Here is a 14,307-nt window from a genome sequence, read left to right as displayed (position 1 = left end):
GATATTTTTAAATTTCTTACTCGCATCAAGTAACTAATTTTTAAAATAAATCTTTTCATCCCGTAGTCCATGATCAAATGTCCTTTTTTGCAATTTTGCCTAGTTCATATTAAAGTATATAATGATAAAAATTGCTGAAAGAATTTACAGAAGGACATGCCCTTTAAGGCGCTATGTCATGAGAGGAATTGGATGAAAGATGAGTAAAAATTTCTGGCGTGATTTACCGCGGCCATTTTTTATATTAGCACCAATGGAAGAAGTGACAGATGTTGTGTTTCGTCATGTTGTGAGTGAGGCGGCGAGACCGGATGTGTTTTTTACAGAGTTTACGAACAGTGAGAGCTACTGCCACCCTGATGGCATTCAAAGTGTGAAAGGCCGTTTAACGTTTACAGAGGATGAGCAGCCGATTGTTGCTCATATTTGGGGAGATAAGCCTGAGAACTTTAGACAGATGAGCATTGGAATGGCGGAGTTGGGATTTCAGGGGCTTGATATTAATATGGGCTGTCCTGTCCCAAATGTCACACAAAATGGGAAGGGCAGTGGCTTGATTCTTCGTCCAGATGTTGCCGCAGAGCTGATTCAAGCAGCAAAAGCTGGGGGATTACCTGTCAGCGTCAAAACAAGACTTGGTTTTACTGAGGTCGATGAATGGCGCGGATGGCTTAGACACATTTTGGAGCAAGATATTGTGAATTTATCGATCCACCTTCGCACAAGAAAGGAAATGAGCCAGGTGGATGCGCATTGGGAACTCATTCCTGAGATTAAAAAACTGCGTGATGAAGTAGCCCCTGATACTCTTTTGACAATCAATGGTGATATTCCTGATCGTCAAACAGGCTTAAAGCTCGCAGAACAGTATGGAGTGGACGGAGTGATGATTGGGCGCGGGATTTTCCATAACCCATTTGCTTTTGAAAAAGAGCCGAAGGAGCATACAAGTGATGAACTGCTTGGTCTTTTAAGATTACATCTTGATCTCCATGATCAATACTCATCACTAGGTTTGCGTCCATTCAAGGCATTGCACCGTTTCTTTAAGATTTATGTAAAAGGTTTCAGAGGAGCGAGTTTCTTAAGAAACCAATTAATGAACACATCATCAACAGATGAAGTGCGTGCAATGCTAGATGAATTTGAAGAGAGAAATCAAGAACAATCATGATCAACAAGAGGAGGGGGGAACCCTTCTCTTTTTTATGAGTAGGACTATTAAACTAGTTTTCTCAAATGGTAAAATGAGATAGAAATAACAATTGGAGGTATTTTATTTGAAACCATTTTGGGATATAGACAGAGAAAGTGAAGAGACATTTAAGAAAATCAATGAAAAAGACATTGCAAAAGCAGAAAAAAAACTAGGCGTCATCTTGCCTGATACATATAAGAAACTGATTCTTGAACAAAATGGCGGTTATACCTTGCATAATGCTTTTCCAACGGACCAGCCGAATGGATGGGCAGAGGATCATGTGTCATTTGATCATTTAAGAGGAATTGCCAAAGGCGAAGGTATTATGGATAGTGATTATTTAATAGAGGAATGGGAATTGCCTGAGGGACTTGTGCTCATTTGTGGGGATGGTCATACATGGATTGCATTGGATTATAGAGAAACAAAGGAGCATCCGCCGATTCACTACTTTGATCTAGAATATGAGACGGATTTCAAATTAGCGGATTCGTTTGATGAACTGATTGCGGGGCATTATACCGCAGAGGATAGTGAAGAAGATGAAATGTCGGATGAAGAGTGGCAGGCTGAATATGAAAAACAGAATCCGCCATTATCAAAAGAAGAAGTGAAAGAAATATTGAAGACCGGAGATCCTGAGGCACTTCAGAATATTGTATTTTTTCATATAGAACAAATTGATGATATCAAGTGGTTTTTTTCAGAAGTAGAAACTTTTATGAACGCCATTCAAGACGAAAATTTGTTAGTAACTGCTGGCTGGGCGCTCAGTACAATCCTTACACTGAATGCTGTGGTGATTAAGCAGAATGACGATATTTTTCAAAATGCACGTCGTTTTGCGGAGGAATTGAATCAATCAAAAATAGATGAAATGCATGAAATCGCTTTTAATATATCATTGTGGTTGGAATTTGATTTAGAAGAGCAATAAGATATCTATTTCATGTGAAAAATCTTTTAAATTTCTTAAAAAGCCCCCCTTATTAAAAGGGGGGTCACCAATTCCTTTACTCCGCACTCTCCTCAACCTCACGGCTATCTTCTGTTTCACCAATATAAATAGGACCGTTTGCATGATCGATTCGGATTGGCCATTCGTATGGGACTTGCAGGCGTCGTGCGATGGCTCTCCAAAACTTTGCAGAATCAAATTCTATTTCTTGAAAGTCTTTAAGCAATTCTTTATAAGAAGATCCATCAAATTGAATGTACGAGTCTTGCAGACGCATAAAGGCGTAATGTCTCACTTCTAATGCTGCCGCAGCTTCCATTTCTTCTTCTGTTGCTTCGCCAATGATTGTTCCTGCGGGTGGAAGCATGTCGTATACGTTAAATTCCTCTTCTTCTTCGTGTGCTGCATTGTGCTGTTGATCTGACATTTTTTTCACTCCTTCTAGTCTTCATCAAGCTTTTATTCGTGCTTACTTCTATTATCGGAAGGAAATGCGAAATGTGGAATGAAAAAAGAAGCAGATCCACAATACTTGCTTTTTCTTCTTGAATCTTTTATGATGAATTACAGATATAAAAGGTCTATAATAGATAGAAAGGAATGTTTTGATGAAATATTCTAAAGCGACCAACTATGCGCTTCATACGATGGTATTTTTAACCCTTGCACCAAAGGGGAAAGCAATAGGCGTTGAGCCTCTCGCCAAGATGCAAGATCTTTCACCTACCTATTTATCTAAAATTTTAACAAAGCTTGTGAAGGCGGGGTTGATTGAATCAACACCTGGCGCAAAAGGTGGTTACACCATTCTGAAAAAGAAGGAGGACATTTCGTTTTTAGACGTCATTCAGGCGGTAGAAGGACAAACCCATTTATTTCGTTGTTCTTTAGAACATGATTCTTTCATGCCTCACGATGGCTGTTTGATTGAACAAGTCATGCAGGATGTTGAAATGAAAATGCAGGAGACGTTAAGTCAAAAGCGGTTAGTTGATATTGCAAGCCAAATAGAGCAGACAGAAAAAAATCCATTTTTCAAGATGTGATTTTTTTGAGTGAATTATAGATATTAAGAGTCTTTAAAGTCTTGAATAAAAAGGAGAGATTGACATGTTATTAGATTGTGCCATTATCGGAGGCGGACCAGCCGGATTAAATGCAGCACTTGTTGTGGGGCGGGGCAGAAAACAGGTCATAATATTCGATGACGAGATGCCAAGAAATCGAGTGACTCAGGAATCACATGGATTTATTACAAACGATGGAATGACACCGTTTGAGATCAGACAAGCAGGAGAAGCGGATCTCCAAAACTACCCCAATATCCAAATCAAACGAAGCACAATTGTGGAGATACAAAATCATGAGGACAACTTCGCGTTACTGACACAAGAAGGAGAAAGATTCGAAGCGAAAAAAATCATTTTGGCAACTGGACTTCAGGATATATTACCAAAGATCAACGGGATTCATGAAGTGTATGGAAAGACGTTGTTTAGCTGTCCTTTCTGCGATGGCTGGGAGCTGAAGGACAAGCCACTTGCCCTGATTGCAGAGAACCAGCGCGCTTTGCATATGGCGAAACTTCTTTCCAATTGGACAAAGGATTTGATTGTGTTTACAAATGGACAGCAAGTGTTAGCTGAAGAGGAGAAAGCACTGCTATCAGCGCATTCTATTCAAGTCATTGATGTACCAATTGTAGCGATCCATCATGACAATGGGCAGCTTCACTCTCTTCACCTTGCGAATGGGGAAACGGTGAAAAGAGAAGGCGGATTTGTCGCAAGTGATTTCAAGCAGTCAACCCCTTTTGCTGAAAAACTAGGCTGTCAAATGACGAAAAATGGGGGCATTGAAACAGATATTCTTGGGCGTACAACCGTCAGCGGTATTTTTGCATGTGGTGATAATTTAGGCGGACCTGCTCAGCTTGTTCTTGCAGCAGCAGCTGGAAGTCAGGCAGGAATGGGCGTCATTCATGAACTTGTGCAGGAAGAGTTTCAACAAAGAACACCTCTATAAAAAGAGATGTTCAGCGATGAGCGATTTTCCGTTTTGCTAAGACGTGAGCTGTCCATTCAAAAAGTGCGTAGATGACAAAGAAGATCAGGATCCAGCTGCTGACATCGACCCATACATTGGTGATATGAATGATGTTCGCCTGATCAAGTCCAGTCTGTATCCACATCGTGATCAATGCGGTGAGGAACACCTGTAAAAACCATTTTTTCAATTGGTCACACCTCCATCTCTTTCTATCATATAAGAAATGACAGTTTATTTCCAATTGAATTTCCATCAGTTTCAACGGTAAAATAAGAAATAAAACCACTGGAAGGACATGACATGAGCGATCAAACCAATCGTTTTTTAAAAAGTTATTTTCCTGATCTTGTCCTCACGCCGCCTCTTTTTTATGGGTGGCCTTTTGGTCTTCGCTTTGAAGTGGCAGATTGGTCATTAGGAGAAGAATCGGTTGTATTAGAAAAAGCAGCCGATCGGGCTTTAAAAATTGTCAGATATGCTTTTGATCCAGAAGACGATATTCTACTTGTCACGGATGTCTATACGCAGCATGAACATGAATTAACGAAGCAAAAGCTCCTAGTTTATCAAAAATATGCCGACCGACAAGTGCGTCACCGATTGCGTCACGAGCGTTTGACCTATGTACAACCAAAACAAGAAGAAACAATGAAAATAGAGAGATTTACACTCAAGTGTCAGCTGCAAGATATTCGATTGCGCACGCTATTACAAGCTATATGCCAAGAGGATTTCTACAAACCGAATCAAATCTTGAAAGGAAAGCTTGGTTATGACATTTATCTCATCAATCTCTCAAAACAGATGATTTTCCACTTATATGATGATCGAGGCTGTGATCTTATTGCGGCAGATCCAGAACATCTGCGTCCAGTTTATGAAGGTTTACAGCACTGGCTCTTAGACTATGACCGTGCTCAGATGGATCAGTTGTTTGCCGGGAAATAAGAAAAACCGCACTTTTGACAAGTGCGGCTTCTTTTTATGCTTCTACTTTATTGAAAAACTGTGGTAAGTAGTCTTTGTGTGCTTCTAGCATTTCATCTAGGATGCTTTTTGCAATGGCATCTGATGGGACGAGCGGATTGATGGTCATGGCGACAAGTGCTGTGTTGTAGTCGCCTGTCACGGCTGCTTCAGCGGCTACACGTTCAAAGGATTTAATTTGAGAAATAAGTCCTTTGACAGCGACCGGCATTTCACCAACAGCGATTGGTTTTGGGCCGTCTTTTGTGATGACACAGTTCAGTTCAACGGCAGAATCATTTGGAATGTCACTGATGGCACCATTGTTGATGGTGTTTACAGGCTGAATGTCATGTTTGTCGTTGTAAATGGATGCGATCAAGTTACATGCTGCATCACTGTAGTAAGCACCGCCGCGTTTTTCAAGCTGTGGCGGCTTAATATCAAGATCAGGATCTTTGTAAAGCTCGAACAGGTCATTTTCTAGTGCACGGACGACTTCTGCACGAGTTCCCTCATTTTCTGCTGCTTTCTTCTCTTCAGCCAGCATATCACTTGTCTTGTAATAGTAGCGGTGGTACGGACAAGGAATCACACCAAGCCCTTTTAAGAAATCTGCATCCCACGGAATCGCTTGAATGTTGTTCATGGACATGGTGGAGTTTGGATCTGCCATGTCTTCGATCACTTGATCCATGATGCTTTTGCCATCTAAGAACACGTTCAGTCCAAAGACCATATGGTTTAATCCAGCAAAGCTGACTTCGACTCTGCTTGCATCGACATCAAGTCCTTTGGCGATGCCCATGCGAATGCCGATTGGTACGTTACATAAGCCAACGACTTTGCGGTGGTTTGAATAGCGAAGTACGGCTTCTGTGACCATACCAGCTGGATTGGTGAAATTCACAAGCCAAGCATCTGGGCATAATTCTTCAATATCTTTCACAATATCAAGAATGACAGGGATGGTGCGCAGACCCTTGAATAGACCGCCTGGACCGTTTGTTTCTTGACCAATGACATCATATTTTAAAGGAATGCGTTCATCCTTCATACGTGCTTCCAGTAATCCGACGCGGAATTGTGTTGTGACGAAATCAGCGTCTACCAGTGCTTTCCGGCGATCTAAAGTTAAATGAACCTCGATTGGAAGTCCCGCTTTTTTCACCATACGTTTTGCAAGATTTCCGACGATCTCAAGCTTTTCTTTACCTGCTTCGATATCGACGAGCCAAAGTTCGCTAATTGGAAATTCATCGTACCGTTTAATGAATCCTTCGACTAGCTCTGGTGTATAGCTTGATCCTCCGCCGATTGTGACAACCTTTAATCCTTTTGCCATGTTCTGCACCTCCGAATAATGTAACGCACAATGTTATAATAGAGTGAATCAATCTTTTATCATTTGTTTGTACATCTATAGCTTATCGTGAGAGTACCTTGTGCGTAAACGGTTTCAGCGTCTTTAGGCAAGGGTACCCTATTTAGAGATTTGTTACATAAAAGAAACGTGTTGTGTCATGTTATTGGAGAAAGGGGAAGTCAGATGTTTTCAAGTGAGGACATTTCCAGCTTTAATGAACTAGAAAGTGCTTTATACCGATACATTATGGAAAATAGTGAAAAAGTCGTCTATATGAGAATTCGTGATTTGGCAGATGCCGCACATATATCGACCTCATCTGTCCTTCGCTTTTGTCGAAAAGTGAATTGTGAAGGCTTTTCAGAATTTAAGGTGAAGCTCAAAATGTATTTAGAAGCAGAACAAACACCTTCTTTGAAAAGCACGCAGCATTTCTTGTATGAATTTATCGAACGGACACTTAAAGGAGATTTTGAAGAGAAGATTAAAGAGGCAGCGAAGCTCATTGCGGATGCAAAGAATGTGCTATTTATCGGGACAGGCAGTTCTGGTATTTTGGCGCAGTATGGGGCAAGGTACTTTTCAAGTCTTGAGAAATTTTCATTCTACATCAATGATCCGTTTTTCCCGATGAATATGCAGTATTTAGACAATAGTGTCACCATTGTGCTGTCGGTATCAGGAGAGAACAGTATTACGATTGATCATATTTCGAAACTTAAAAGAGAAGGCAGCACGATCATTAGTATTACAAACAATCAGCACTGTACAATTTCTCGTATTTCTGACTTGAATATTGCTTATTACGTCACAGACGAACGAGTCCATAGAGCCAACATCACCACACAGACACCCGTTGTGTATATCCTAGAAGCAATGGCGCGTGACATGTTTACGATGTTAAAAGAAAAGTAAAAGAGCCGCTGCCTTAAACAGTGGCTCTTTTTTTCTGCATCATGAAAGTGGTGATGGCAATCCCGGAACAGATGAGTACAAACAGTCCGCCTAACAAATACACAAATCTCGCTCCGAATGTATCCGCAATTAATCCAACAAAGAAAATAGATAAACTGACAGACATAGAAGAGAGCACGTATTGAGCCGAATACACCTTTGATAACTCATGGACTGGTGTTTCCGTTTGGAGAATGGTTTGCTGAGAGACATCTCGAATTTGATAGGCAGGCCCCATTAAAATACAGAGCAGCAATGCAAGCCATGGCAGGCTGTTTAGTGAAAATAGGATCGTCAGCACTGCATAAATAAAAGAGCCCGCTGCCATAAAGAGGAGAAGTTGTTTTTGAATAAACTGACTTAGCCATGCGGCCATGAGTCCGCCTATAATGGCACCTATATAATATGCGGCATTGATATATCCCCACCATTCCGCACCTTCCTTTAAAACAAGTGTGACAAAGGCAAGCGTAACCGGTCCGACCCACAAAGCACCTGCAATATTTTCACAAACATCCATGAAAGTCAGGATGCGAACCGTTTTGTTTGTCCAAATGATCTTCCAGCCATCCTTGAACCCGTTCATCTTATTTTCTTTTTGAACCGTGTCTTCTTGCTTGAGTAGAGAAAAAACAGGGATGATCAATAGATAGGACAACACAATCATGAAACAAGAGGCCCACATTAAATAAGATGGACCAATCAACAGGACGAGCATTCCAGTAAACGAATAGCCGGCGATTTGAACAGATTGATAAAAAACGGAGGCTGTACTGTTCGCTTTCACAAGCTGATTTTCTGGCACAAGCATCGGCATGATGGCCTGTAATAAAGGGCTGATGAACCCGCCTGTGATGGAAATCAAAACGAATGCACTAAACAGCCAGATCAGGTGCTGCTGAAAGAAATCAAATTGGGTCGTGAATACGACGAGCATTCCAATACGTAAAAGAGGGACCCATTTCAATAGACGCTTGGCTTGAAAGAGTTCTGTCAAAACAGGAGAGAGGAGCCCAGCCAATAGCTGACATAGTGTTCTTATGAGCGGAAATACAGCCGCATAGGCGACAGATTGTGTATCTTGATAAATAACCAATGTGACTGTCATCAAAAATAGAATATCACTTAGCATGAGAAGGCTTTTACTGCCTGTATAACACCAAAACTTATTTCCCATATCCAACCGACTCCTTTTCAAAAACAAGTTCAGTATAGCATGTTGGCGAAGTGTGCAGAGGTTTTCCATTGAAAAATACATCTTAAGGATGAGAGGATTGTGATAAGCTAAATGAAAGAACAACGTAAGGAAAGGGGTTCAATCAATTGAGAACATTACCAGCACATGACTTTTTGGACAAGCATGGCATCCCGTATGACATCAAAACATTTTCTGCCGACACAGAGAAGGGCGCAGCGAATGTAGCTGCAGCACTTGGTTTTAGAGAAAGACAAATGATCAAAACATTGATCTTTGAAACAGGGGAAGGGGAGCAGCTGCTTGTAATGGTTGGTGCTGACCAGCACATCAAATCAGGGAAACTAAAGAAAGCCGCAGGCTCTCGTAATATCAAAATGGCTTCACCTGACACGGTACTTGAAGTGACGGGCTATCGGATTGGCTCGATTCCGCCATTTTGTTGGCAGCCTGAAGGGTTCCGCACGATTATCGAAGCATCGCTATTAGAAGAAGAGATATTAGGCGTTGGAGCGGGAGAATGGGGAAATGAAATACTCATCACCCCAGAACAACTAGTAAAAGCATCAAAAGCGGTCCCATTTGATCTTGTTCAGCCATCCGAATAGAAAAAGTGCCTGTTGCTGAAGCAGGCACTTTTTTAATTGGAGTCAGGTGCTATAAAGGGTCCGATGTCTTTCATTTGCAGAAAAGCATTCACCGTCCTATTTTCCTCAAGGTCATTCGCCCGTTTGCAGACCACAACAGGTCTGATAATGTCTATTCCTTCGATATACACGCGCCCAATCTCTCCACGTTCTAAGCTTCGCTGAACAGCGTCACGAGGAACAAGGGTGATGCCATAGCCAGCTTTGATCATTTGAATGGCTTCGTGGACACCACTGAATTGTAAATCAACGGTCGGTTTTTTAATTCCTTTAGCGGTAAAAATGGAAAAAAGCTTGTCTCTCGTTGAACTGCCTTCTTCTCGCATTAAAAAAGGTTCATGGCTTAGGCGTTCTAGGGGGACGGTTTGTCCATTTAACGGGTGATCCACAGGCACGATAAAGTCATAACTTAAATCAGTTAAGTGAGAGGTGTGAAGATCTTCGTGGTGCAGATCTTCAATTACAGCAATCGCCACATCTGATTGATATTGAAGCAAGCTTTCGATCACTTGAGCGGAGTTTCCGCTTTTTAATTCAATGTCTGTCTGTGGCGATGATGTTTTAAAAGAGGCAAGCCAATCAGGCAGCAAAAAGTTAAGTGGTACGTAGGTAGAAGCAATTCTGAGTCTTCCTTTTTTTCCGTTTTGCAGAAGGGTAATCTGATATTCCACTTCTTTTTCCGCCTCGAATACTTGCCGGGCATATGGATACAGGATCTTTCCCATCTCCGTCAATGTAATCCCCCGGCCGTTTCGTTTGAAAAGACGAAAGCCGATCTCTCGTTCAATGCTTCGTAATTGTGCCGTCACAGCCGGCTGCGTCAAAGACAGCACGTCTGCCGTTTGTGTGACACTTTTTGTTTCGGCTACCTTTGCAAAAATACGGAGGGCATGTAAATTCATCTTTGCACCGCCTATCAATTATTTTGATGATTCGATCAAAAACATTCATTAGATTTATTATAAGGTATCCCTTATCGTAAAGGTAGCGAAGGGGGAAGAAAAAATGGATCGTCGTCAAAAGCAAGTTGTGTCAATTGCGCTCATCACAGCATTTGCTCTTATTGGGGATTCAATGCTCTATATTGTTCTCCCGGTCTATTGGAAAGAGATTGGTTTATCATCCATTTGGGAGGTGGGGTTACTGCTGTCTATCAACCGATTCATTCGTATCCCGCTAGCACCTGTCGTATGGTGGCTTTATCGATATATCCCAATGAAGACCGGTGTACTGATCGCAATTATGATCGCGTCAGTGACCACGATATTATATGGTATGAGTGGATTTTGGCTGCTATTGATTTGCCGCTGTGCATGGGGTCTCGCTTGGACGTTACTCCGTATGAGTGGGATGAGGGTCTTGGCTGAAATGGACGAAGGCTCACAAGGACATTTGACGGGTCTTTATAATGGGCTTTACCGGCTTGGCAGTTTATTTGGCATGTTATTTGGGGGAATCCTTGCCAGCTTGATCGGTTTTCAGTCCATGACGCTTGTCTTTGGCTTACTCACATTAATGGGCTGCATTTTTTATGTATCGTTGGATGAAATTGAAAAGAGAGAAGGCACGCAGGTGTATCATGGCATCAAACAGAAGTGGTTTACACGAGATGTGGTAAAAGTACTGATAACAGGCATGCTGATCGCACTGATCATCCAAGGTTTATTCGCATCCACGCTGAGTCATGTCATTGAAGCAAAGATTGACCAAGATGAATTGACTCTGTTTGGCTTTGTCATCGGAGCTTCGGCTTTAAGCGGTGTTATTCAAGCACTCAGGTGGGGATGGGAACCATTTCTCGCACCGAGAACGGGCAAATGGTTTGATCGTCTTGTGATGAAGGAACGAATGTTATGCTGGATGTTTCTTTCATTTGGAGGGCTCAGTTTTCTTGTGATCATGCTGAAGGTAAGCGCCTGGTTCCTATTGATGCTGCTTTTGATTCAACTAATGGCAACAATTGTCACAACGTTCACCGATACACTTGCCTTTCAAAAAGCTTCTGCTCAAACAGATAAGAACCGCTTTCTCGCCAGCTATTCTTTTGTTCAAGATATGGGGGCTGCTTTAGGACCTTTGTGTGGGTATACGTTGATCCAGTTTTTCGGAACAAACAGCGTCTTTTGGCTGATGCTTATCATAAGTTTAATGCTCGTCAGCATGTGGATAAGAAGCGGGCAGCATGTTTTTTCTAGTGCAGTGTAAAAAATAAAGCGTTATATAAAAAACTGCCTCATGCAGCTAATCGCAGGAGGCAGTCATATTCTCTTATTCTAAGTCTGAATCATAGGCTTTTTGCGTGAGTTGGCTGACGACTTCTTTCAATCCATTGGGTTTATGGAATTCAACAGGTGTGCTTCCTTTTTCAAATACAATTTGATCTGCTTCAACGAGCACGACATATCGATTGTTGACCTTTGCGATATGAACCGAGTGGCCGAAGTCGGCTAAAAGTCCTTTGATTTCTGTTTCGCCTAGACGCATCTTCATCGTGATATCAGGGGTTTGTTCAACAATGTGTGAAGCCGCTAGTGTGACCTGTTCTGTATCGAGTGTTTCCCGAATCTCCCGTTTTTCACTTACTTCCCATATTTCAAGGTCCTCTTCAAATTGTTTTAATTCTTCACTTTCATCCTGAAATGTTTCAAATACATGTTCCTGCACCATATTCATGACCTGTGATTTCATGATTTCAGGCATCGATTCCCCGTATTCGACGAATTTTAGAAAGTCTTCAAAATAACGAGCGTGGGAGGATTGGTGAATTTTCACTTCAGCATCTTCTGTCATGCCTTCTTCTGGCATAAACGGGTATTGAATCGATTTCATGTTTTTTGTTGTAATCGCCATTTCTACTTTTTTGATCAAGGTAGATGTATCAGCAATAGAAGCGACTTTCTGTTCAAAATCACATTTCATGATAAAGACAAAAGAGTCATCGAAATATTTTTTAGGAACCGCAGATGCAACCAAAAAGACGCCGCCTCTGACAGCACTTGTATCTAAATAGGTGCGAACAAATTGTTCACTGCATTCGTTAAATACTTCTTTTGTATCTGCAAATCTCGTCTGATGAAATAAATTGTAGTTTGGATTTGAATCGAGTTCATGCCCTGGTTCTACAATAAATCGGCCAATTTTAGTCGGTACTTGCTCAGACTTAGGGTGTCTGTCCACTTTTCGTTTGACGATTTTTTTAAGCTCACCGTCTAGAAAGTCCTTCAGCTCACTTTGTTCAAATTCCTCTTGGTTTAATGTTTGGTAATGTTTAAACCGTTTATTTGCTTGTTCCTCTTTACCTTCTATTTCAACCACATAGAATGATAGGAAACGTATCGTAAAATCCACTGATTGGTCACCACTTTTTCTTCTTTGGATATGTTGAGTATAGAAAAAGGAGTGAAAATCGTCAACGAATGGAGAAATTTCGTGTCATTATTTCCCGAGAAATGTTTCGTGAAAAACGCTTGATAATAATTATCATTCTTGATAGAATGATAAAAGAAAAGAAGGAACCTGCCAGTTCCTTCATCTCAGAAAATCATGTATTATTTTGTTTCAAATGTTTCGCAATCCGTTTCAGCATTGCGAGTCACGTCAGTCATTGTGCTTTTACCAATTTTAATTGTAGAGGCTGTACAGCTGTTGTCAGCCCAATAACGGCAAGAGTTCACTTCACAAAGTACATTTTGTGCCATGGGAATTCACCTCCGTGATTCATATTAAGAATGAAGCAAGCTGCCACTTGAGTTCATTCAATCTAGTAGTCTCTTTATCGAAAGAGGCTGTTTGTGCTGTATATGCACATGTTTATCATACCATCTACCCTGAAAATATACAATTTAAACTTTGAGTAAGAATACAAAAAATCCATCTATTTTTAAGATGGATTTTTTGTATTCTATCACTTAGATGATTCATATAAAAGTTCAATATCATCAAAAAAATGAATTGGTCTTTTTTCATGATTTAGAATGTAAAAGCTGTAACCTTCTTTATTTGTCTTAATCTCTTGTTGTTCTTTAATTGATAACATACGAGATGTTTGCAAATTAAAGGTGATGTTATAATTTAATTGATTAAAACTAAAAGTCCTCTGTCCTGGAATCAAATCTGTTTCTTGCTCTTTAATAATAGCAGATATTTTTTCAGGTATGTTTATTAAAAAGTAATATTCGCTATTGTGCACATTTAGAACAAAATGCAATTTGCTTCGTAAAGTATAGTCAATTGAATATTCTACTCCTAATGGACTTGTTTTAATTTTGAATTTATTTATTTCAAAATTGGGAGGTGTAAAGTTTTCTTCTAAAGGAAGTGCAATTGCATCACTATCTTCTTTTTGAGTTTTCATATTATGACAACCTGATAGACTAACTATCAACATCAAAAGAAAAAAAGTGATCCATTTTTTTTCTAAATTCATTTTTTAACTTTCTTACTCCATGTTCCATAAGACCACTTCGCTGATACCGATTTAGAGCTTAAAATTTTTCCTGCATTCCATTTTCTTATGACGCCTGATTCTTTTACAAACTTAGTGCCAGCAGTCAGTTTATATGTGCTTTTAGGTGGTATGGACCAAGTCATTGTGATTTTTTCTGTTTTTGATAGTCCTAAGCCGATTTGGGTTTTTATTCCGACCTCGTGAACCATAAGCTTTAAAGTATAAGAAGCACTGAAGTCAGCATTCGTAGATTTTGTAGTACTTACCGAATAACTAACTCTATCAGTTTTATTACTTGGATTTGTGGCAGTATGTGTAAAAGAAGTCTTTTTGCTTTTAGTAGTGGTCACATGCACATACTCTGTACCAGTCATATCACTTGCAGCATAAGTCTTTGTTCCTAATCCTAATGTGAAAACTAGTATTACAATACTTGATAAAATAATTTTTTTCAAAAAAATCCCTCCTATAGTTAAATTAAACCACTCATGTTAAATTAAATCAATATAAAAATAGGTAAATAA

General features: G+C 40.3%; 17 protein-coding genes. 8 read left to right on the top strand and 9 right to left on the bottom strand.

Annotated elements, in window-relative coordinates; all coding sequences use genetic code 11:
- Positions 1-199: 199 nt before the first annotated feature.
- A complete protein-coding gene (locus tag LCD34_RS15920) occupies positions 200-1,174 on the top strand; it encodes a tRNA dihydrouridine synthase (protein ID WP_217609071.1) in 975 nt (324 codons plus the stop codon).
- Positions 1,175-1,280: 106 nt separating this feature from the next.
- Positions 1,281-2,138 (top strand): SMI1/KNR4 family protein, encoded by an 858-nt coding sequence (locus LCD34_RS15915; RefSeq protein ID WP_217609072.1) that lies wholly within the window; start codon positions 1,281-1,283, stop codon positions 2,136-2,138.
- 76 nt (positions 2,139-2,214) lie between these two features.
- On the opposite strand, the gene LCD34_RS15910 is transcribed toward LCD34_RS15915, so the two are convergent.
- Entirely contained in the window at positions 2,215-2,586 is a 372-nt protein-coding gene (locus tag LCD34_RS15910) for a hypothetical protein (RefSeq protein WP_217609073.1), read from the bottom strand.
- Positions 2,587-2,767: 181 nt separating this feature from the next.
- Between LCD34_RS15910 and LCD34_RS15905 the strand changes: the two genes are divergently transcribed.
- Positions 2,768-3,205: an Rrf2 family transcriptional regulator gene (locus LCD34_RS15905; RefSeq protein ID WP_017366776.1), complete on the top strand. Its 438-nt coding sequence runs from the start codon at positions 2,768-2,770 to the stop codon at positions 3,203-3,205.
- A gap of 64 nt (positions 3,206-3,269) precedes the next feature.
- Positions 3,270-4,184 (top strand): NAD(P)/FAD-dependent oxidoreductase, encoded by a 915-nt coding sequence (locus LCD34_RS15900; RefSeq protein ID WP_212357490.1) that lies wholly within the window; start codon positions 3,270-3,272, stop codon positions 4,182-4,184.
- 10 nt (positions 4,185-4,194) lie between these two features.
- Here the strand turns inward: LCD34_RS15900 and LCD34_RS15895 are convergent, their stop codons facing one another.
- Positions 4,195-4,395, bottom strand: a complete 201-nt coding sequence (locus LCD34_RS15895) for a hypothetical protein (RefSeq protein ID WP_025206887.1) — start codon at positions 4,393-4,395, stop codon at positions 4,195-4,197.
- A gap of 113 nt (positions 4,396-4,508) precedes the next feature.
- Between LCD34_RS15895 and LCD34_RS15890 the strand changes: the two genes are divergently transcribed.
- Positions 4,509-5,156, top strand: a complete 648-nt coding sequence (locus LCD34_RS15890; RefSeq protein ID WP_212357494.1) for a DUF3885 domain-containing protein — start codon at positions 4,509-4,511, stop codon at positions 5,154-5,156.
- Between the two features lie 34 nt (positions 5,157-5,190).
- On the opposite strand, the gene LCD34_RS15885 is transcribed toward LCD34_RS15890, so the two are convergent.
- Entirely contained in the window at positions 5,191-6,519 is a 1,329-nt protein-coding gene (locus tag LCD34_RS15885) for a 6-phospho-beta-glucosidase (RefSeq protein ID WP_138825323.1), read from the bottom strand.
- A gap of 204 nt (positions 6,520-6,723) precedes the next feature.
- Between LCD34_RS15885 and LCD34_RS15880 the strand changes: the two genes are divergently transcribed.
- Positions 6,724-7,455 (top strand): MurR/RpiR family transcriptional regulator, encoded by a 732-nt coding sequence (locus tag LCD34_RS15880; protein WP_224559737.1) that lies wholly within the window; start codon positions 6,724-6,726, stop codon positions 7,453-7,455.
- 13 nt (positions 7,456-7,468) lie between these two features.
- Here the strand turns inward: LCD34_RS15880 and LCD34_RS15875 are convergent, their stop codons facing one another.
- Entirely contained in the window at positions 7,469-8,671 is a 1,203-nt protein-coding gene (locus LCD34_RS15875; RefSeq protein WP_224559736.1) for an MFS transporter, read from the bottom strand.
- 146 nt (positions 8,672-8,817) lie between these two features.
- Between LCD34_RS15875 and LCD34_RS15870 the strand changes: the two genes are divergently transcribed.
- The gene (locus LCD34_RS15870; RefSeq protein ID WP_135226984.1) at positions 8,818-9,297 is read left to right on the top strand and encodes an aminoacyl-tRNA deacylase; all 480 of its coding nucleotides are present in this window, start codon (positions 8,818-8,820) and stop codon (positions 9,295-9,297) included.
- A 32-nt stretch (positions 9,298-9,329) separates the two neighbouring features.
- On the opposite strand, the gene LCD34_RS15865 is transcribed toward LCD34_RS15870, so the two are convergent.
- On the bottom strand, positions 9,330-10,238 hold the full coding sequence (locus LCD34_RS15865; RefSeq protein ID WP_224559735.1) for a LysR family transcriptional regulator: 909 nt from the start codon (positions 10,236-10,238) through the stop codon (positions 9,330-9,332).
- A gap of 103 nt (positions 10,239-10,341) precedes the next feature.
- Here LCD34_RS15865 and LCD34_RS15860 point away from each other — a divergent pair, with 103 nt between their 5' ends.
- Positions 10,342-11,541, top strand: coding sequence for an MFS transporter (locus LCD34_RS15860; RefSeq protein WP_216943045.1), 1,200 nt, complete (start codon positions 10,342-10,344; stop codon positions 11,539-11,541).
- A gap of 63 nt (positions 11,542-11,604) precedes the next feature.
- On the opposite strand, the gene LCD34_RS15855 is transcribed toward LCD34_RS15860, so the two are convergent.
- The 4 genes from LCD34_RS15855 to LCD34_RS15840 all read right to left on the bottom strand — a co-directional run bounded on the left by LCD34_RS15855 (position 11,605) and on the right by LCD34_RS15840 (position 14,238).
- Positions 11,605-12,684, bottom strand: a complete 1,080-nt coding sequence (locus LCD34_RS15855; protein ID WP_216943046.1) for a DUF3900 domain-containing protein — start codon at positions 12,682-12,684, stop codon at positions 11,605-11,607.
- A gap of 200 nt (positions 12,685-12,884) precedes the next feature.
- Positions 12,885-13,034, bottom strand: a complete 150-nt coding sequence (locus tag LCD34_RS15850) for a DUF1540 domain-containing protein (protein ID WP_191219206.1) — start codon at positions 13,032-13,034, stop codon at positions 12,885-12,887.
- A gap of 206 nt (positions 13,035-13,240) precedes the next feature.
- Positions 13,241-13,690, bottom strand: coding sequence for a hypothetical protein (locus LCD34_RS15845; RefSeq protein WP_123766726.1), 450 nt, complete (start codon positions 13,688-13,690; stop codon positions 13,241-13,243).
- A 68-nt stretch (positions 13,691-13,758) separates the two neighbouring features.
- On the bottom strand, positions 13,759-14,238 hold the full coding sequence (locus LCD34_RS15840; protein ID WP_052320981.1) for a hypothetical protein: 480 nt from the start codon (positions 14,236-14,238) through the stop codon (positions 13,759-13,761).
- Positions 14,239-14,307: the final 69 nt, after the last annotated feature.

Origin of the sequence: Bacillus sp. RAR_M1_44 (assembly GCF_020165935.1) — a bacterium.
GTDB lineage: Bacteria > Bacillota > Bacilli > Bacillales > Bacillaceae > Bacillus > Bacillus altitudinis.
Note: the sequence above shows the minus strand (reverse complement) of the source record. Positions and strands in the feature narration are given on the sequence as shown.